The 19,113-nt window shown below is 71.6% G+C and carries 14 protein-coding genes; 6 read left to right on the forward strand and 8 right to left on the reverse strand.

Features of this window, described 5'->3' with window-relative positions; genetic code table 11:
• Positions 1-644 precede the first annotated feature (644 nt).
• From OG520_RS28450 to OG520_RS28460, 3 genes are read right to left on the reverse strand one after another with little or no spacing between them, the layout of a single operon-like run.
• Positions 645-1,976, reverse strand: coding sequence for a M20/M25/M40 family metallo-hydrolase (locus OG520_RS28450; protein ID WP_406015077.1), 1,332 nt, complete (start codon positions 1,974-1,976; stop codon positions 645-647).
• Positions 1,973-3,364, reverse strand: a complete 1,392-nt coding sequence (locus OG520_RS28455; RefSeq protein WP_266419841.1) for a cytosine permease — start codon at positions 3,362-3,364, stop codon at positions 1,973-1,975. Before OG520_RS28455 ends, OG520_RS28450 begins: the two co-directional genes overlap by 4 nt.
• Positions 3,364-4,317 (reverse strand): DUF1177 domain-containing protein, encoded by a 954-nt coding sequence (locus OG520_RS28460; RefSeq protein ID WP_399326279.1) that lies wholly within the window; start codon positions 4,315-4,317, stop codon positions 3,364-3,366. Before OG520_RS28460 ends, OG520_RS28455 begins: the two co-directional genes overlap by 1 nt.
• A gap of 155 nt (positions 4,318-4,472) precedes the next feature.
• Between OG520_RS28460 and OG520_RS28465 the strand changes: the two genes are divergently transcribed.
• Together OG520_RS28465 and pepE are read left to right on the forward strand one after the other, a co-directional pair.
• Complete coding sequence (locus OG520_RS28465) at positions 4,473-5,303, forward strand: IclR family transcriptional regulator (protein ID WP_266425906.1); 831 nt, start codon at positions 4,473-4,475, stop codon at positions 5,301-5,303.
• Positions 5,304-5,329: 26 nt separating this feature from the next.
• The gene (pepE, locus tag OG520_RS28470; protein ID WP_406015078.1) at positions 5,330-6,058 is read left to right on the forward strand and encodes a dipeptidase PepE; all 729 of its coding nucleotides are present in this window, start codon (positions 5,330-5,332) and stop codon (positions 6,056-6,058) included.
• Here pepE and OG520_RS28475 read toward each other — a convergent pair.
• Complete coding sequence (locus OG520_RS28475; RefSeq protein WP_406015079.1) at positions 6,021-7,817, reverse strand: MFS transporter; 1,797 nt, start codon at positions 7,815-7,817, stop codon at positions 6,021-6,023. The two genes, pepE and OG520_RS28475, sit on opposite strands and share 38 nt — an antisense overlap.
• 933 nt (positions 7,818-8,750) lie before the next feature.
• Here OG520_RS28475 and OG520_RS28480 point away from each other — a divergent pair.
• From OG520_RS28480 to OG520_RS28495, 4 genes are all read left to right on the forward strand, one after another.
• Positions 8,751-10,196, forward strand: a complete 1,446-nt coding sequence (locus OG520_RS28480; RefSeq protein WP_406015080.1) for a DUF4157 domain-containing protein — start codon at positions 8,751-8,753, stop codon at positions 10,194-10,196.
• A 271-nt stretch (positions 10,197-10,467) separates the two neighbouring features.
• Complete coding sequence (locus tag OG520_RS28485) at positions 10,468-12,648, forward strand: acyl-CoA dehydrogenase (protein ID WP_406015081.1); 2,181 nt, start codon at positions 10,468-10,470, stop codon at positions 12,646-12,648.
• A 47-nt stretch (positions 12,649-12,695) separates the two neighbouring features.
• Positions 12,696-13,892: a lipid-transfer protein gene (locus tag OG520_RS28490; protein ID WP_406016588.1), complete on the forward strand. Its 1,197-nt coding sequence runs from the start codon at positions 12,696-12,698 to the stop codon at positions 13,890-13,892.
• 40 nt (positions 13,893-13,932) lie between these two features.
• Complete coding sequence (locus tag OG520_RS28495; RefSeq protein WP_406015082.1) at positions 13,933-15,363, forward strand: MFS transporter; 1,431 nt, start codon at positions 13,933-13,935, stop codon at positions 15,361-15,363.
• Between the two features lie 81 nt (positions 15,364-15,444).
• On the opposite strand, the gene OG520_RS28500 is transcribed toward OG520_RS28495, so the two are convergent.
• The 4 genes from OG520_RS28500 to OG520_RS28515 all read right to left on the reverse strand — a co-directional run bounded on the left by OG520_RS28500 (position 15,445) and on the right by OG520_RS28515 (position 19,102).
• Positions 15,445-16,077, reverse strand: a complete 633-nt coding sequence (locus tag OG520_RS28500; RefSeq protein ID WP_406016589.1) for a response regulator — start codon at positions 16,075-16,077, stop codon at positions 15,445-15,447.
• Positions 16,078-16,218: 141 nt separating this feature from the next.
• On the reverse strand, positions 16,219-17,448 hold the full coding sequence (locus OG520_RS28505) for a sensor histidine kinase (RefSeq protein ID WP_406015083.1): 1,230 nt from the start codon (positions 17,446-17,448) through the stop codon (positions 16,219-16,221).
• A gap of 11 nt (positions 17,449-17,459) precedes the next feature.
• The gene (locus OG520_RS28510; RefSeq protein ID WP_399326264.1) at positions 17,460-18,182 is read right to left on the reverse strand and encodes an ABC transporter permease; all 723 of its coding nucleotides are present in this window, start codon (positions 18,180-18,182) and stop codon (positions 17,460-17,462) included.
• On the reverse strand, positions 18,182-19,102 hold the full coding sequence (locus tag OG520_RS28515) for an ABC transporter ATP-binding protein (RefSeq protein WP_406016590.1): 921 nt from the start codon (positions 19,100-19,102) through the stop codon (positions 18,182-18,184). Before OG520_RS28515 ends, OG520_RS28510 begins: the two co-directional genes overlap by 1 nt.
• Positions 19,103-19,113 lie beyond the last annotated feature (11 nt).

The raw sequence follows: 19,113 nt of genomic DNA on the forward strand, positions 1-19,113 counted from the left end.
CACCCCTCCCATAGGTCGTGAGTCGGTCATGTGGACAGCGCGGAGCCTCCCCGCGCAAAGGGCGGTAGCTGCGGCGCGAGCTTTTTGCCTCCCTGCCGCTCAGCAGCGAGAGGGGCAAGGGGGCACCCCCTGGTCAGAACGGCGGACGCTCAGACGCTTCATGCCGAGAGCGAACCTCAGCAGCGAATCCGCCCGGCTGATTGCGCGCGGTCTCGCCGTTGTGACACGTCACGCACAGAGGGCGAAGATGCTTCGCCGCATCCGGGTTCGCCTCACCCCGCGCGATCAACTCGCGCCGAGACAGCGGGAAGTGATTTGCCACGTTCGCCGCGCGACCGCGCAGGACACACCACGGGTTGGTGTACAGGTACGTCCCACGGATGCGCTGCCACCGCGTTGTGTCGACAGCGCCACCACGTGACGCACGATCCTTGTCCGCTTCCCTCTGGTGCCGAGCGCAGCGGCCACCACGGGCAGTCGACTCGGGGCACCCGGGTACCGAGCACGGCGGGCGGGGCCTACGGGGCACGTCAGGTTCCGGGCGCAATGACGTATGCCCCCGCCGGACGCGATGCGTGTGCGGCGGGGGCGTACGTGGGGTGAGCCCGGGTCGGGGCGCCCCTGGCAGGGATGCGATATGGAGGTCAGCAGCTCTGCCAGAGTCGGGTCATGACGCGGACGCCGAAGCGCAGGCCCTCCAGCGGGACGCGCTCGTCCACGCCGTGGAAGAGCCGGCCGTAGTCCAGGTCGTGCGGGAGCTTGAGGCCCTTGAAGCCGAAGCAGCGGATGCCGAGGTGGGTGAAGGCCTTGGCGTCGGTGCCGCCCGGATTGCAGTACGGGACGGGGTGGCCGTCCGGGTCCTCGGCGCGCACGGCCTCGCACATGGCGTCGACCAACGGGCCGTCGAACGTGGTCTCCAGCGCGATGTCGTGGTTGACCCACTCGCGGCTGACCGAGGGGAGGAGGAGCTTGTCGATGGTGTCGATCAGCTCCTGCTCGTGGCCGGGCAGGAAGCGGCCGTCCACCCGGGCGGTCGCCTTTCCGGGGATGACGTTGGTCTGGTAGCCGGCGTCGAACATGGTGGGGTTCGCGGAGTTGCGGAGCACCACCTGCATGAAGTCGGAGACCGGGCCCAGCTTCGCGAGGCTGCCCTCGATGTCGTTCTCGTCGAACTCGACACCGTAGAGGCGGGCGGCCTCTTCGAGCAGGGCGCGGACCGGTTCGATCAGCCGGACGGGGAAGGTCTCGCGGCCGATCCGGGTGAGGGACTCGGCGAGGTCGGTGACCGCGTTCTCGTCGTTGGGGGACGAGCCGTGGCCGGCCCGGCCGGTGGCGGTGAGCTCCATCCAGGCCATGCCGCGCTGGGCGTTCTCGATCGGGTAGAGGCGACGGGTGTTGTCGATGGCGAAGGAGAAGCCGCCGCCCTCGCCGATCGCCTCGGTGACCCCGGCGAAGAGTTCCGGGCGGTGCTCGACCAGCCAGTGGGCGCCGAACTTCCCGCCCGCCTCCTCGTCGGCGAGGAAGGCGAGGACCAGGTCGCGCGAGGGCCTGGTGCCGGTGCGGGCGAAGTGGCGGGCGGTCGCCAGCATGACGGCCACCGTGTCCTTCATGTCGATCGCGCCGCGGCCCCAGAGATAGCCGTCGCGGATCTCGCCGGAGAACGGCGGGACCTGCCACTCGGAGGCGTCGGCGGGGACCACGTCCAGATGGCCGTGGACCAGCAGGGCACCGCGCTCCGGGTCGGTTCCGGCGATCCGGGCGACGACATTGGCGCGGCCCGGGGCGGACTCGACCAGCTCGGACTCGATGCCCACCTCGGCGAGGCGGCCCACCACCCAGTCGGCGCTCGCGCGCTCGTTGCTGGTGGGGTTGGAGGTGTCGAACCTGATCAGTTCGGCGCAGAGTTCGATGACCTCGTCCTGGGCCTCGTCGGACGCCGGGACGAAGGAGGGGGCGGTGGGGTCGAGGGGGGTCATGCTGCTCCCACAGGGGTTGTCGCGGGGGCGGCGGGGGCGGCGGTGTCGTCCTCGTCGTCCAGGGTGGAGGTGCCGTACGGCTTCACCCAGCCCAGCAGGCCGAGGACGCTGTACAGGATGAAGGCGGTGGCCAGCGAGTTCAGGGCCGGGATGCCGCCGTCGTAGAACTTGCCGACGCAGAACGCCGCGATCCAGATGGCGATGGACATCGGCACCCAGGTCGGCGAGGACTTCGGCAGGGTCTCCGACTCCCGGGTCTCGTCCAGCGGCTTGCGCATCCGCTTGACGACCCAGTACTCGGCCACGATGATGCCGCCGATCGGCGGGATGGCGACGCCGAGGATCGAGAGGAACTCGGTGAAGTGGGTCATGATCCCGACCGCCGACAGGGCCGTGCCCGCGACGCCGAGGACGATCGTGACCGCGCCGCGGTGGACCCGCTTGCCGAAGACGACCTGGAAGAAGTTGACGACGCCGAGCGAGGAGCCGTACAGGTTCCAGTCGTTGATCTTGGCGGTGGACATCAGGACCACGATCACGCCGAAGGCGCCGGAGGTGGAGAGCACGATGTGCGAGACCTCGTTGCTCTTGACCAGGTGGCCCAGGAGCACACCGGTCAGGCCGACGATGTACTCGGAGAGGATCATCGACGAGGCGCTCTGCAGGAAGACGTGCGAGCCCTTCCGGTTGTACCGGGTCATCTCCGGGGACACGATCGCGCCGGTCATGTAGCCGCCCGCGATGGCGGTGGCGGCGACGGCGAGCGGGATCGTCTGGCCGGGCGGCGGCGAGTGGATCAGTTCGCTGAACGAGTGGTCCTTCAGTGTCGAGACGATCGACCAGGCGACCATCGCGAAGAACAGCGGCGTCACGATCTTGGCGAAGACGGCCATGTACTTGAAGCCGAAGATCACCAGCGCGGTGATGGCGATGCCCGCCAGCACGCACCACATCCAGGACGGGCCGCCGACCAGCGCCGAGACGCTGTTGCCGAAGATCGTGTTCTGGACGCCGAACCAGCCGACCAGGCTGACCGCGATGACGAAGCTGACCAGCGCCGAGCCGTTGCGGCCGAAGCCGACCCAGCGGGTCAGCATCGGCGTCGCCAGGCCCTCGCGCATACCGGCCAGGCCGATCGCGAAGATCACGACCTCCAGGATCACCGCGCCGAGCGTGAAGGCGAGGAAGGCGTCCCCGAAGGTCATGCCGACGCCGATGGTGGCGCCGAGGGTGAACTGCGAGATCGAGCCGGACTGGGCCAGCCACTGGAGCAGCATCGACCAGAAGCCGAAGCGCTTGTCGCGCGGGACGCGGGACAGCGAGTAGTCGTCGCTGCCGATGGCCTTGGCCTCGGGGGCCACGGCCTCGGCCTGCGGGGTGGCTGCCATCAGGACTCCTGGGGTGTACGGCCGAAGGTCTGCAGGTGTGCCAGCGACCCGTAGCGGTTGACGAGGTTGTCGAACTCCACCGCGTCGTGGAAGTCCAGTTGGCCGCTGCCGAAGGCCTTGGCGACCTCCACGGCGTAGCGGGCGGCGGACGCGATGTCCGCCTCGTGGCTCGCGCCCGTACCGCAGCCCGGCACCGCGGCGGCCGAGGTGATGGCCAGCCCGACGACCGGGGCGGCCGTCGAGGTGGAGGGCTGAAGGATCGAATTGATGTGGTGTGCCCCGTTACCGTACGGGGTGATGTCCTGCGTGGTCACGGGGTACGTGACCAACGGCTCACCGGTCACCACGGCGAGCAGCTCGCCGAGCTGCTCGCTGACCCGGAGCACCCAGCCCTCCTTGACGGTGGGCGACAGGGCGAGGCCCTTGTGGTTGATGATCCGGTTGCCCTTGGTGGTGTCGATGGAGAGCACGGCCTCCATCTCGCCGGTCACCTCGTGGCGGTTCATGGTGGCGATGTCCACGGGCGAGCCCATGAACGGCACCGGGTCGTGCGGCTCGGTCGGCGCGTTCGGGCAGATGTGGGTGGCGACGATCACATCGCCGGGCAGCACGTCGCCGCGGCGGCGCATGTCGAGCAGCTTGGCGGCGGTGGCGATGGCCGAGACCGCGCCGTCGGCGTCGGAGACCAGGCCGGTCACCTCGGGCCGGGCGCCGATGCCGCCGAGCCGGCCCACCACGCCCAGCGTGCGGGCACTGCCCCCGGACGTACGCCCTCGGGCGCCCGGGATGCGGACCATCACGAAGTCCGTCGAGCCCTGCTCGCCGACGACCGTGGTGACCTTCGCGGACGAGCCCTCGGTCCCGCTCACGGAGTCGAGGTACTCGACGACCGTCTTGCCATTGACCTGGGGATCGTCCAGGAGATCGACGATGTCCAGCACGTACTTCAACATGGGGGGCCTTTCTCGCTCATCCGGGCACCCGGGCCGGCGCCGGCCCTCGACGGGGAAGCGCGGGGCGGGGTGCTGAGGCCACATTCGGGATCGGATAGCGTTGAACGCAACTGTTTCCCGTTATTTGCAATTCAGGTCTGAATGGTGAGATGACGATGGCGGACTTCGATCTGGACCGGCGCACCCCCGCCGGAGCCCTGCAAACCGTCGACCGGGCGCTTCTCGTGCTGCTCGCCTTCGAGCGGACCAGACCCGACTGGGGCGTCACCGAGGTCGCCGAGGAGTTCGGCTGGGACACCTCGGTGGCCCAGCGGCTGCTCGCCACCCTCGCCGGGCGCGGCTTCCTGGTCTCCGACCCGGTCACCCGCCGCTACCGCATCGGCCCCGCCGTGCTGCGCCTGGGCAGACTCTGGGAGCGCTCCGGATCGCTGGAGCTGCTGGCCGGGCCGGTCCTGGAGGAGCTGCGCAGGGTCACCGGCGACACCGTCCTGTTCTGCCTGCCGGACAGCTTCCACATGCGGTGCGTCGCCGCGGAGGAAGGGGAGGCCGGGCCGCTGCGCTACTACCCGCTGGTCGGCGAGCTCTACCCGGCGCACGCCGGAGCGACCAGCAAGTCGTACTACGCGTACCTGCCCGACGAGCAGCGCCACCGGCTCTTCCGGGGCCGCCCGATGGCCCGCTTCACCGACCGGACGGTCACCGACCCGGACCGGCTGGAGGAGGAGTTCCTCAAGGTCCGCGCCCAGGGGTACGCCTTTACGGTCGGCGAGTACGACACCGGCATCGCGACCGTCGCCGTACCGGTCTTCCTCGGGCGCGAACCGTACGGCAGCCTCAGCCTCGGCGGCGCCGAGGAACTCTTCGAGGGCGCGCCGCAGGACCGGCTCGACGCGCTGCGCCACGCGGCCCAGTTGCTGGAGCGGCGGCTCACCCACCCCCCGCAGCGCCCGAAGTCCCGCACCCGTCGCCCCCGTACCGACCGATGAACCGGAAGAGAACCAAGAGGAACCCCATGAATCTGCTGCTGCTCTCCAACTCCACCCAGCACGGCCGCGGTTATCTGGAGCACGCGCTCGACACCGTCACCGCGTTCCTGCCCTCCGGCGCCCGGCTGGCCTTCGTCCCCTACGCGCTCGCCGACTACACCGCGTACACCGCACGCGTCCGCGAGGCTCTCGCACCGTCCGGCATCAGTGTCCGCGGGGTCCATGAGAACGCCGACCCGGTCGCCGAACTCGCCGCGTCCGACGCCGTGTTCATCGGCGGCGGCAACTCCTTCCGGCTGCTGAGCGCGCTGTACCGGACCGGGCTGCGGGACGCCGTGACCGAGGCGGTGCGGGACGGGCTGCCGTACATGGGGGCCAGCGCGGGGACGAACATGGCGGCGCCCACCCTGCGTACCACCAACGACATGCCCATCGTGCAGCCGCCGTCCTTCGAGACGCTCGCCCTCGTCCCGTTCCAGATCAACCCGCACTACCTGGACCCGGACCCGGCCAGCACCCACAAGGGCGAGACCCGCGAGGAGCGGCTCACCGAATTCCTGGAGGAGAACGACGTGCCGGTGCTCGGCCTGCGCGAAGGGTCATGGCTGCGGGTCGACGGACGCCAGGCCCAGGTGCAGGGCGCCCGACCCGCCCGGCTGTTCACCCGCGGCGCGCAGCCGCAGGAGCTCGCGGTGGGGTCGGACGTCTCTCATCTGCTCATGACGACACCGCGGTTCGACGCTCCGGTGCGCTGACGCCCAGCACCAGATCGGCGTCGACCGGCAGACCGTCGCCCGGGTAGGCGGCCGGGCGGGCGTTCGGCGCGTGCCCAGTGGCCGAACCGGCCAGCACGAAGTTGCCGCCGTGCGGGGCGGCCAGCGTGTAGTGGCCTTCCTCGTCCGCCACGGTGAGACCGGCCTGTCGGCCCCGGTGGTCGATCAGCGTGACATTGGCGCGGGCCACCGGGGCGCCGTCCGCGTCCAGCACCCGGCCGCGGAAGCCGCCCGAACCGGCGACCGGGCGGGAGGCGCCCGGCACCGGGGCCGGGGCGTCCTCGTCGCTGCTCGCCAGCAGCGCCGGGCGCATCGCGTCGCGCTGCGACGGCAGGAACGAGGCCAGCACCAGCCCGATCACCACCGCGCCCGTCGCGATCAGGAACGAGATCCGGAACCCCTCCATCGAGGGCAGCGGCACCCCGCCCGCGTGCACCGAGGTGTTGGCCAGCACCATGCCGATCACGGCGCTCGACACCGAGGTGCCGATCGACCGCATCAGGGTGTTCAGGCCGTTGGCCGCACCGGTCTCGGACGGATCGACGGCCCCGATGATCAGCGCGGGCAGCGAGGAGTACGCGAGCCCGATGCCGGCCCCGAGCATCACCGCGATCACCACGGTCTGCCAGGCGGCGCTCATCAGCCCCAGCCCCGCCCCGTAACCGATCGCGATGATCAGCATGCCGAGCATCAGGGAGACCTTGGGGCCCCGGCGGGCGGAGAGCCGGGCGTACAGCGGGGCGACGAACATCATCGTCAGGCCGAGCGGCGCCACGCACAGCCCCGCGACCACCATCGACTGCCCGAGGCCGTACCCCGTCGACGTCGGCAGCTGGAGCAGCTGCGGCAGGACCAGCGAGACGGCGTAGAAGGCGACCCCGACCATGATCGAGGAGAGGTTGGTGAGCAGCACCTCGCGCCGGGCCGTGGTCCGCAGATCGACCAGCGGGGCCGGGCTGCGCAGCTCGAACAGGCCCCACAGGACGAGGATCACCAGTGCGGCGGCGATCAGTCCGAGCGTGCTGCCCGAGGTCCAGCCCCAGTCGCTGCCCTTGGTGATGGGCAGCAGCAGGCAGACCAGTCCGAGCGAGAGCCCCAGCGCGCCGACGAGGTCGAAGCTGCCGGGAGCGCGCAGCGTGGTCTCCGGTACGGCCAGGACGGTGAGCGCCATCGACAGCACACCGAGACCGGCCGCGCCGAAGAACAGGGTGTGCCAGTCGGAGTGCTGGGCGACCAGCGCGGCGGCGGGCAGCGCCAGGCCGCCGCCGACCCCGATCGAGGAGCTCATCAGCGCCATCGCCGAGCCGAGCCGTTCGCGCGGCAGCTCGTCGCGCATGATGCCGATGCCCAGCGGGATGGCGCCCATGGCGAAGCCCTGGAGGGCGCGTCCCACGATCATGACCACGAGATCTTCGGTGAAGGCGCATATCAGGGAGCCGATCACCATCACGGCGAGACTGGCGAGCAGCATCTTCCGCTTGCCGTAGAGGTCACCGAGCCGCCCCATGATCGGGGTGGCGACGGCCCCCGCGAGCAGCGTCGCGGTCATCACCCAGGTGGCGTTCGACGGGTCGGTGTGCAGAAGGGCGGGCAGGTCCTTGATGACGGGGACGAGCAGGGTCTGCATCACCGCGACGGTGATACCCGCGAAGGCGAGCACGGGGACGACCCCGCCGCCCGCCTTGCGCGGCCGCGGATCGGGGAGTTCCCCGGCGTGCTGTTCGTTCGTCGTCTGTGGCATGCGTGCGGCCTCCGGGCGGCGTGATCGAGGGTCTGGAAGAGGCGTGCGGGCGGTGCGGGCGGGCAGCGCCGACCGCCAAGTGTGTGCAGGCTGAAACCTTCTCTGCGTCCAAGGTATTCCGGTGAACGCGGTACGAACGGGGCACGACGGCGCACGACGGCGCACTCGTGCCCTGTCCGACTGAACGCTGCGAGAACTGTCCCTGGTGACCTGCGATTCGCAACCTTCATTTGGGCAGACGAAGGCCAGAACATCTCACGATACGTTGCGCAATCGGCGGTCTGTTGGGAGTTGAGGAGGTGCGGAACAGGCCTCGGGCGGGGTGCGTCGGACCAGGTTGAGCTGTTCTCCCGGAGCCTGTGGCAGGAGAGCGTTCCGCAACTGGGAGAAGGGCGCTCGCCAAGGGCCGTCCTCGTCGGCTCCACACCGGAGTTCAACGAGCTCGGACGGCTCGGAGACGATTCGGTCGAGGGCGTGGAGGGCGAGCTCGCACAGGCCGGCGGGGGCAGCCGGCAGCAGCTTGCTGCTTGGCGTCGGCGCGGGTGGCGTCCAGCCGGTAGGAGTTGGTGCCGGTCTTGATGACATGCGGGTACCTCGACGAGGCATGCGCGCACGTCCGCCTCGCCCTCGACCGTGACCCCCAACTCCACTTCAACCGCGCCTATTCGGCCGTCTCGCACCTCACCGACCGGCTGTGCGTCTTCCCCCGTCAGCGGCAGGCGGAGGCGGCGCTGCAGCGGGCACGCCGGCTGAAGCGGGCCCGGAGCGCGCTGGTCGTACCCACGCCCCGGGCAGCCCCCGCCGATACCCGCCAGGCGGACGCGCTGCCCATACGGGCTACCGCATCGTGCCCGTACATCCCTTACCCGCGACCACTGCACCGGGTAGGTAGGGAGAGCACAGCGAAACTGCCAGCCCTACGAGCGGAAGTCCATGCACGCGCAAGAGCCGAAAAAGAACGAAAAGCAGCCGCAGCGCCCCGCCCAGAGCGCGGCCGCGCGGCCGGGGGAGGCCCCGAGCAGTCGGGTGCCCGATGAGCTTCTCGAGCTGCAGCGCACCATCGGCAACGAGGCCGTCGTCCGTATGCTCCAGCGGGACCGGCACCAGCACGGCGCGGGCTGCGGCCACGAACAGCCCACGGCGGAGCCGGTGCAGCGCTCCGCCGTGCACGACGTGCTGCGCGCGCCGGGCAAGCCGCTGGACGGACCGCTGCGCCAGGAAATGGAATCCCGCCTCGGAGCCGACTTCTCCGACGTCCGCCTGCACACCGACTCCGCGGCCCGCGACTCCGCTGCCGAGGTGGGTGCCCGTGCGTACACCTCCGGCAGCCATGTCGTCATCGGCGACGGCGGCGGCGACAAGCACACCCTCGCCCATGAGCTGACGCACGTCATCCAGCAGCGCCGGGGGCCGGTGGCCGGTACGGACAACGGGTCGGGGCTGAGCGTCTCCGACCCCGGCGACCGCTTCGAGCGCGAGGCCGAGGCCAACGCGGTCCGGGTGATGAGGCGGACGCCCGAGCAGAGCGACCAGGGCCTCCAAGGCGCCCCCGTACAGCGGGAAGCAGACGCCATGGCCCGGGGCACGGCGCGCGGCACCGACGCGACGGTCCTCCAGCGCTTCTCCCAGGTCAACACCGTGGAGTTGGGGTCCGCACGGGTCTCGGAGAACGGCCTCTATCTCATGACCGTCACTCCCGGGGCGGACACCACCGTCATCTGGGTTGCGGAGAACGCCCCGGCGCCCAGGTACTGCACGCCGACCGGGCAGAGCGGGGACATCGGGGGGCGCACGTACGCGGAGTACGAGCCGTCGACGTCCTTCCTCGCGGACTGTGCCCACACCGCCGAGGAGATCATGCACCAGCAGCGGCTGGCCCTAGGGCAGGACGCCAGCGAATTCGCCTTGGGGGGCCGCCAGTTCGGCTTGGGTGAAAGGGAAAACGCGGAGGGCGCCCTGGCCTACGCGCATGCCAGGCCCGGCGGCCCGCACGCGAACGGCGAGGAGCGGCCGGCCCCCGGCCAGGCGTTCGCCATCGTGGAGACCGCGTGGGACGAGGATTACGAGCTGCCCGCCAACACCAGCGGGTGGCCCTACCACGTGGCGGCCGTGGTCGCCGTGGACGGCGATGACCGCATCACCGTGGAGCAGGCCGCGGACGGCACCGACGCAAAGGCCCGCCAGGGGCACGAGGGCATCGTCGACATGTATACGGCGGGCACGGACCCGACCAACGGGCAGGCGCTGCCGCACAGTTTCCACGGGCGAAACACCGGCGCTCCGGTGCAGCACTTCTCGGTCGGCGCGATCACCGTCATCCTCCAGCCGATCAACGTGGGCGGTCTCAGAAAGGAGACCGGCCGCCGGAAGCTCATGTGACCCGACCCGACCCGACCCGACCCGACCCGACCCGACCCGACCCGACCCGACCTGCCCGCCCTGACCCTGAACGCCCGCCCGTAGAACCCGAAGCCGGCCCGTCGCCGCCCCGCGAGGGTGCGGCTACGGCCTGTCGAGTCCGGCCGGCAGTCTTCACCAGGCGCACTCGGTTCGAGGGGAGCGAAGATCCGGCCGTCATCTGACCTTCCGTCAGAATGGAACGTGTTCTACCCTTGCGCCGTTCCAGTGGCTGCGACCGGCGAGGATCCGCATGGGCATCGGAATCACCGAAGAACACGGGGAGTTGGCGCAGGCCGTACGAGGCTGGCTGGCGCGCGCCGTCCCACCGCAGGAGATCCGCAAGCTGCTCGACGCGGATGCCCCGGATACCCCCGGCGTGCGCCCCGGGTACTGGGACGGGCTCGCGGAACAGGGCCTGCTCTCCATCCATCTGCCCGAGGCGTACGGGGGCGGGGGCGGCCGGCTCCTCGACCTGGCCGTGGTCCTCGAAGAAGCGGGCCGGGCCGCGCTCCCCGGCCCGTACCTGTCGAGTTCCCTCGCCTCCGCCGTACTGCGCGAGGCGGGGCCGCACGACCTGGTGCGCGGGCTCGCGGACGGTGCGCGCGTGGGCGCCGTCGCCCTCGGCCCCGGCACCCTCACCGCCGTCGAGCACGGGGACGGCCATCTGCTCGACGGCACGGCACCGCCCGTCCTCTCCGGCGCCGATGCCGACCTGCTCCTCCTCCCCGCCGAATCGGCCACCGGCACCCTCTGGTTCGCCGTCGACTCCGCCACCGAAGGGCTGATCGCCCGCCCGCACCGGGGTGCCGACCCGACCCGGCCCACCGCCTCGATCCATGCGGAGGGGGTGCTCGTCCCCGCCGCCCGCCTCGTACGGACCGACACCACGCGCGTCCGCGACCTCGCCGCCGTCCTCCTCGCCGCGGAAGCCTGCGGAACCGCGGCCAGGGCGCTGCACACCGCGGCCGAACACGCCAAGGTCCGCGAGCAGTTCGGCCGCCCCATCGGGCAGTTCCAGGGCGTCAAGCACCTCTGCGCCGACATGCTCGTACGGGTCGAGCGGGCCCGTGCGCTGGTGTGGGACGCGGCCCGCGCCGCCGACGAGGAGGCGGACCCGGACATACGGTCCATGGTCGCCGCCCTCGCGGCGTCGGACGCGCTGGACGCCGCGTACGGCTGCGCCAAGGACTGCGTCCAGATCCTCGGCGGCATCGGCTTCACCTGGGAGCACGACGCCCATCTGTATCTGCGCCGGGCCCTGGTGGCGCGGCAGTTGCTGGGAACCGGCGACACCCACCGGCTGCGGGCCGTCCGGCTGGCCGAGGGCGGGGCGCGCCGCGAACTCGCCCTCGAACTCCCCGCCGGGGCCGCCGCCCACCGGGCCGCCGCGCGCGAGGCCGTCGCCGCCGCCCGCGGCCTCGACCCGAAGGCCGCCCGCCGCGCCCTCGCCCCGACCGGCTACGCCGCCCCGCACCTCCCCGCCCCCTACGGCCTGGACGCCGGCCCCGTCGAACAACTGGCCATACAACGGGAATTGGCGGAACAAGGGGTGAGGCTGAGCGACCTCGGGATCGCCACCTGGGTGGTGCCCTCGCTCATCGCCCATGGGACGGCCCAGCAGCAGGACCGCTATCTGCTGCCCACCCTGCGCGGCGAACTCCTGTGGTGCCAGCTGTTCTCGGAGCCCGGCGCGGGATCCGACCTCGCCTCGCTCCGCACGAGGGCGGAGCGGACCGAGGAGGGCTGGCGGATCAACGGACAGAAGGTGTGGACGAGCGCCGCCCAATGGGCCGACCACGGGATCCTGCTCGCCCGGACCGACCCGGACGCCCCCAAGCACCAGGGGATCGGCTACTTCCTCGTCGACATGAAGAACACCCCGGGCATCGACATCCGGCCGCTGAAGGAGATCACCGGCGACTCCCTCTTCAACGAGGTGTACTTCGACGACGTCCTGCTGCCCGCCGACGCCGTCGTGGGCGAGCCCGACGGCGGCTGGCGGGTCGCCCGCAACACCCTGGGCAACGAACGCGTCCACATGGCCGACCAGGTGACCTTCGACACCGGCCTGGAGGCACTGATCGCCCGCTCCGGCGAACTCGACGGCGCCTGCCGGGCCCGCATCGGAGCACTCGCCGCCGAGGCCCACGCGCTCGGCTGCATAGGACTGCGGACCACGATGCGGCAGGTCTCCGGGCTCGAACCCGGCGCGGGAGCCTCCGTCCGCAAGCTCGTCCAGACCACCCACCAGCAGAAGGTCGCCGAACTCGCCCTCGAACTCCTCGGCCCGGCGGGCGCGGCCGGCGAGGGGCCGGGGGAGCGGGTCCTGCACGGCTTCCTGATGTCCCGCTGCCTGACCATCGCGGGCGGCACCACCCAGGTTCAGCTCAATGTCGTCGCCGAGCGCATCCTCGGCCTCCCGCGCGATTGAAGGGACTTGCCATGAAGCCCGAGAAGCACGCGAAGCCCATGAAGCTCATGAAGGCGTACGTCGTCGGTGTCGGAATGACGAAGTTCGAGAAGCCCGAGACGCGCGACTGGCAGTACTGGGACATGGCGAAGGAGGCCGGGACGGCGGCGCTCGCCGATGCCTCCCTCGCGTACGAGCAGATCCAGCAGGCCGTCGTCGGCTACTGCTTCCAGGCCTCCACCGCCGGTCAGCGCGCCGTGTACGGACTCGGCCTGACCGGGGTCCCCGTCTACAACGTCAACAACAACTGCGCCACCGGCTCCACCGCCCTGATGATGGCCCGGCAGTTCGTCGAGGGCGGCGGCAGCGACTGCGTCCTCGCGCTCGGCTTCGAGAAGATGACGCGCGGCGCACTCGGCGGCGGTGGCGCGGACGGCGGTGCCGCCGACTTCAAGGTGTCACCCGTGGCCCGGCACTACGGGATCATGGCCGCCGCCCACGGTTTCGAGATGAGCCCGCCCACCGCCCAGATATTCGGCAACGCGGCCCGCGAGCACATGGCGCGGTACGGGACGACCGAGGCACAGCTCGCCGCCGTCGGCGCCAAGAACCACCGGCACTCGGTGAACAATCAGTACGCCCAGTTCCAGGACCCGTACACGGTCGAGGAGATCCTCGCCGCGAAGACCATCCACAGCCCGCTGACCAAGCTCCAGTGCTCACCCACCTCCGACGGCGCGGCCGCCGCCGTCGTCGTGTCGGAACGCTTCGTCGAGAGCCACGGTCTGGGCGACCGGGCGGTGGAGATCGTCGCCCAGGCCATGACCACCGACACCGGCGAGTCCTTCGCCTCGGGGACCTGCATCGACGCGGTGGGGCTGCCGATGTCGCGGGCCGCCGCCCGGCGGGTCTACGAGGCGTCGGGGCTCTCGGCCACCGACCTGGACGTCATCGAACTGCACGACTGCTTCTCCATCAACGAGCTCCTCACCTACGAGGCGCTCGGGCTGTGCGGCGAGGGCGAGTCCGGAAAGCTCGTCGAGTCCGGCGCCACCACGTACGGCGGCCGCTGGGTGGTCAACCCGTCCGGCGGGCTGATCTCCAAGGGGCACCCGCTCGGCGCCACCGGAATCGCCCAGGCCGCCGAACTGACCTGGCAGCTCCGGGGCGAGGCGGGGAACCGGCAGGTGAAGGACGCCCGGGTCGGCCTGGCCCACAACATCGGGCTCGGCGGAGCGGCGGTGGTGACGCTGCTGCGGCGGTAGACCCGAATTCCGATGTACGGGGCGAAGCACGGGTGCGAGCATGACGGGCATGGTTGACGTCAAGACGCCCGTGCCGCCGCGAGAGCGGACCAGTACCCACGCCTGGGCGGCGGTGCTCGCCGCCTGCGTCGGTCAGTTCCTCGTCGTGCTCGACGTGTCCGTCGTCAACGTCGCCCTGCCGTCCATGCGTTCCGACCTCCAGATGAGCTCCGCCGGACTCCAGTGGGTGCTCAACGCCTACTCGATCGCGTTCGCCGGATTCATGCTCCTCGGCGGGCGCGCGGCGGACATCTACGGCCGCAAGCGGATGTTCCTCGTAGGCCTCGGCCTGTTCACCGCCGCCTCCCTGGCCGGTGGGCTCGCCCAGGAGGGCTGGCACCTGCTCGCCGCCCGCGCCGCACAGGGGCTCGGTGCCGCCGTGCTCGCCCCCGCCACCCTGACCCTGCTCACCACCGCCGTCCCCGAGGGCCCGGACAGGACGAAGGCCATAGGCACCTGGATGGCCGTCGGCGCGGGCGGCGGCGCGGCCGGCGGGCTGATCGGCGGGGTGCTCACCGATCTGCTCTCCTGGCGCTGGGTGCTGCTGATCAACGTGCCGGTCGGGGTCCTCGTCCTGGCCGGCGCCGCCGTCCGGCTCGCGGAGGGCCGGGCCGGGGACCGGCGGCGGATCGACCTGCTGGGCGCGGTACTCGTCACGGTGGGCCTGGGCTGTGTCGCGTACGGCATCGTGCAGACCGAGGAGTCGGGGTGGACCGCGACGGCGACCCTGGTGCCGCTGCTCGGCGGGGTGGCCCTGCTGGGCGTCTTCGTGGCGGTGGAGGCCCGGACGGCGGAGCCGCTGATGCCGCTCCGGGTGCTCGGGACGCGGGCGGTGACGTCGGCCAACGCGGCGATGCTCGTGATCGGTTCGGCGACGTTCTCGATGTGGTACTTCATGACCGTGTACGCCCAGGCCGTGCTGGGTTACACGCCGCTGGAGGCCGGACTCGCCCTGATGCCCACGTCGTTGGCCGTCGTCCTCGGTTCGAAGTGCGCGCCCCGGGCGATGGCCGTGACCGGCGCGAAGAACCTGGCGCTCATCGGTACGGCCATCGCCGCCGCGGGCTTCGGCTGGCAGTCCACGATGGGACCCGACGGTTCGTACCTCACCTCGGTCTGCCTGCCCGGCGTCCTGATGATGGCCGGTACGGGTCTGGCGGCCACTCCGCTCGCCTCGCTGGCCATCGCCGGCGCGGCCCCCGGCGAATCCGGTCTGGTCTCCGGCCTCGTCAACACCTCCCGCACGATGGGCGGTGCGCTCGGTCTCGCCGTGCTCTCCACCGTCGCGGCGGCCCGCACCGCGGGCGGCACCGGACCGGAGGAGCTCACGGCCGGCTTCGCACTCGCCTTCCGGACGGCCGGCACGGTACTGCTGGGCGGACTGCTGCTGATGGCACTCTGGCTGCCCCGCCACCGGTCGGACCGGCGCTGAGGCGCACGGCCGCAGGCCGCAGGGTCTTTCGCGCGGGTCGTGCCGGGCGCGCGGGGCCCGGCACGACCCGCGCGAACGGCCTTACAGCCACCCCTGCTGCCGCGCTGCCCGGACCGCCTCCATCCGGTTGCGGGTGCCCGTCTTGCCGATGGCCGACGACAGATAGTTCCGCACCGTCGACTCGGACAGATGCAGTTTCGCCGCGATGTCGGCGACCGTCGCCCCGTCCACCGAGGCGTTCAGCGCGTCCCGTTCCCGCGCGGTCAGCGGGCTCGGCCCGGCGCTGAGCGCGGCGGCGGCCAAGGCCGGGTCGATCACCGTCTCGCCCCCGAGCACCCGGCGGATCGCGGTGGCGAGCTCCTCGACGGGACCGTCCTTGACCAGGAACCCCGCCGCCCCGGCCTCCATCGCCCGGCGCAGATAGCCGGGGCGGCCGAACGTGGTGAGGATCAGCACCCGGCAGTCCGGCACCTCCTCGCGCAGATCGGCGGCGGCGTCCAGCCCGCTGCGGCCCGGGAGTTCGATGTCCAGGAGTGCCACATCGGGGCGGGACACCAGTGCGGCGCCCACGATCTCGTCCCCGGCGGCCACCTGCGCCACGACCTCGATGTCCGGCTCAAGACCGAGCAGCAGGGCCAGCGCACCGCGCATCATGCCCTGGTCCTCGGCGAGCAGGACCCGTACGGACTTGGTCGGACGATGATCCTGCGGCATCTCGTTCACGGAGAACAGACTAGGGCGCGGTGTGCCCTGGAGCGTCCTCCCCGCCCCGCTACGGCCGCTGCCGGCATTCCCTGGCGATCGACGACCGTGTGGGGGCCAGTTCCAGGTCGACCGTCCGGGCCTCGGCATCGGTCACCGGCACGGGACGGAGAGCGGGGCCCCACCCGTGTCACCGTCCGGTTCCCCGGGCACGTCCGCCGGGAGTTCCGCCGTGACCACGAAACCGGCCTCGGGGCCCCGGCCCGCCTCCAGTGAGCCGCCGGCCGCGGCGAGTCGTTCGGTGAGGCCCTTCAGGCCGGTGCCCCCGATGCCCGGGGAGGGCGGCACGGCCGGGGTCCGGCCGTCGTCGGTGACCGTGAGCCGGACCCGTTCGGCGGTGCCTTCGAGCACGAACGAGCAGGTCGTCGCGTCGGAGTGGCGTACGACGTTGGTGACGGCCTCCCGCACCACCCAGCCCAGCAGCGCCTCCGCCTGCGGGGCGAGCGGTGGTCCCGAGCGGCGGAGCACCGGCTCGATCCCGGCGGCGGTCAGCGCGGACCGGGCCCGGTCGAGCTCGGTGGCCAGGCTCCCCTCCCGGTAGCCGGTGACGGCCTCCCGGATCTCGGTGAGGGCCTGACGGCCGACGGACTCGATGTCGGCGACCTGGGTGAGCGCCGCGTCCATGTCGCGCGGTGCGAGCCGGCGCGCGGCCTCCGACTTGACCACGATCACGGAGAGCGTGTGGCCCAGCAGATCGTGCAGATCGCGGGAGAAGCGCAGCCGCTCCTTCTCGACGGCGGTGCGGGCCAGTTCCTGCCGGGTGGTGCGCAGTTCCATCACGGTCTCCGCGAGGGTGAGGATCGCGGCAGTCACCGCACCCGAGATGAAGGTGCCGTAACCGATCGTCCACGGGTCCGAGCTGCCGTTGCCGCGCCACACCGCCACCGAGGTGGCGACCGCGGCGAGCGAGAGCACGCCGACCGCCAGCTGCCGGTTGCGCAGGATGGTGCCGCAGGCCAGCGAGAGCAGCGGGAAGAACAGCAGCCAGCTCCCGCCGTAGCCGATCGCGAGCGCGAGCGTGACGGTGGCCATCGCGGCGAGCAGCCAGTACGACACCGGGCTCTCGCGCTTCTCCTTGACGAAGCCGCGGAACACCACGGAGATGTAGAGGGAGTTGAAGGTGAACAGCCCGAGACCGCCGAGCCAGGGATTGGGTGCCTCGCCCTGGAAGAGATTGGAGAAGGAGCCCATGCCCATCAGCAGCCAGGGCAGCAGGGTGTACGGTCCCGGCGGGCCGGGGCGCCGCTCCTCGCCCCCCTTGCGCCGGCGCCTCCACGGGCCCGGCCGCCCGTCCGCACGCGTACCCGTTCGGTTCCTGGGCATGTCCACTCCTGTCAGACGGTTCTCGCGGACCGACGGTACGAGATCACGGCGTACGTACCGAACAGCAGGAGCCATCCGCAGAGCACCGCGATCGTGCCGGCGCCGGGCGCGTGTCCCTCGGTGGTCGCCCAGCCCAGGTCGGCGAAGCGGTTGGCCGGGGTGAACCTGCCGATGGAGCGCAGCCACTCGGGCAGCAGCTCCAGCGGGAACCACAGCCCGCCGACGATCGCGAAGCCCATCAGACAGGCCACGTTGACCACCCCGGTGCCCTGCGGGGTGAGCCGGTAGCCGTTGCCGAGGCCGAGCAGGGTGAACGGCAGCGCGCCGATCCACAGCAGCAGCGCCAGCGCGATCCACTGCCAGGCGTCCAGCCGCACCCCGTTGAGCAGCCCGCCGGCCAGCAGCACCGTCAGGATCGTCGGCAGGACCGTCACCGAACCGCTGATCGCGCGGCCCACGACCGCCTGCGAGGGGGCGAGCGGGGTGACCCGCAACTGCTCCAGCCAGCCGAGGGTCTTGTCGGAGGCGACCCCCGTACCGATCGACATGGCGGAGCCCAGCGCCCCGTACGCGGCCATGCCGACCATCGAGGCGGTCTTCCAGCCGTCGACGTCGTTGCCGCCGCCGATGTTGGTGAAGAGCAGATACATCATCACCGGCATCCCGGTCCCGAAGATCAGGAAGAAGCCGTCGCGCAGGGTCCGGCGGATTTCGAGCACGATGTAGCGGAACATCAGACGGTCTCCCTCTCGGAATCGGTTACGGGCGGAGCGGCGGCCGGTGACGTGAGGGAGAGGAACGCGTCCTCCAGCGTGGCCCGGGAGACCTGGAGGTTGCGGATCGCGTCGAGGCGGGCCAGCTCCCTGACGGTGGCGTCCGAGTCGTCGGTGTGCAGCAGCGCCCGGTCCCCGGACACCTCGACGGCGACCACACCGGGCAGCAGCTCCAGGCCCCCGGTCGGCCCGCCCGCCAGGTCGAAGGAGACGAGACTGCTGCCGGCCGAGCCCCGGATCGTGTCGCCGGTGCCGTCCGCGACGATCCGGCCCCGGTCGATGACGACGATCCGGTCGGCGTTCTCGTCGGCCTCCTCCAGGTAGTGGGTGGAGAACAGGACGGTGTTGCCGCGCCGGGCATAGGCCCGCATCGAGTCCCAGAACGTGCGGCGCGCCTCCACGTCCAGGGCGGCGGTCGGCTCGTCCAGGACGATCAGCTCCGGATTGCCGGCCAGCGCGACGGCGAAGCGGACGCGCTGGGTCTGGCCGCCGGAGAGCTTGTCGATGCGCCGGTTCGCGTAGCCGGTCACGCCCGCCAGGGAGAGCGCCTCGGACACCGGCATCGGCTTCGGATAGGTGGAGGCGACGAAGGCGATCAGCTCGCGGACGGTGACCCGCTGGATGGGCCGCCCGTCCTGGAGCATGGCGCCGACCAGGCCGTCCCGCACCGCGTGCTCGGCGCTCCGCCCCAGCACCCGCACCGTGCCGGAGTCCGGCTGGTCGAGGCCGAGCAGAAGCCGGATGGTGGTGGACTTGCCCGCCCCGTTGCGGCCGAGCAGGGCGACGGTCTCGCCGCGGCCGATGGACAGATCGATCCCGTCCACGGCCCGTACACCGTGCCCCGCCCGGCCGAAGGTCTTGACCGCCCCGGTGAGGACCACCGCGGCTCCGC

Origin of the sequence: Streptomyces sp. NBC_00984, from assembly GCF_045162475.1 — a bacterium.
In the GTDB taxonomy this organism is placed as follows: Bacteria; Actinomycetota; Actinomycetes; order Streptomycetales; family Streptomycetaceae; genus Streptomyces.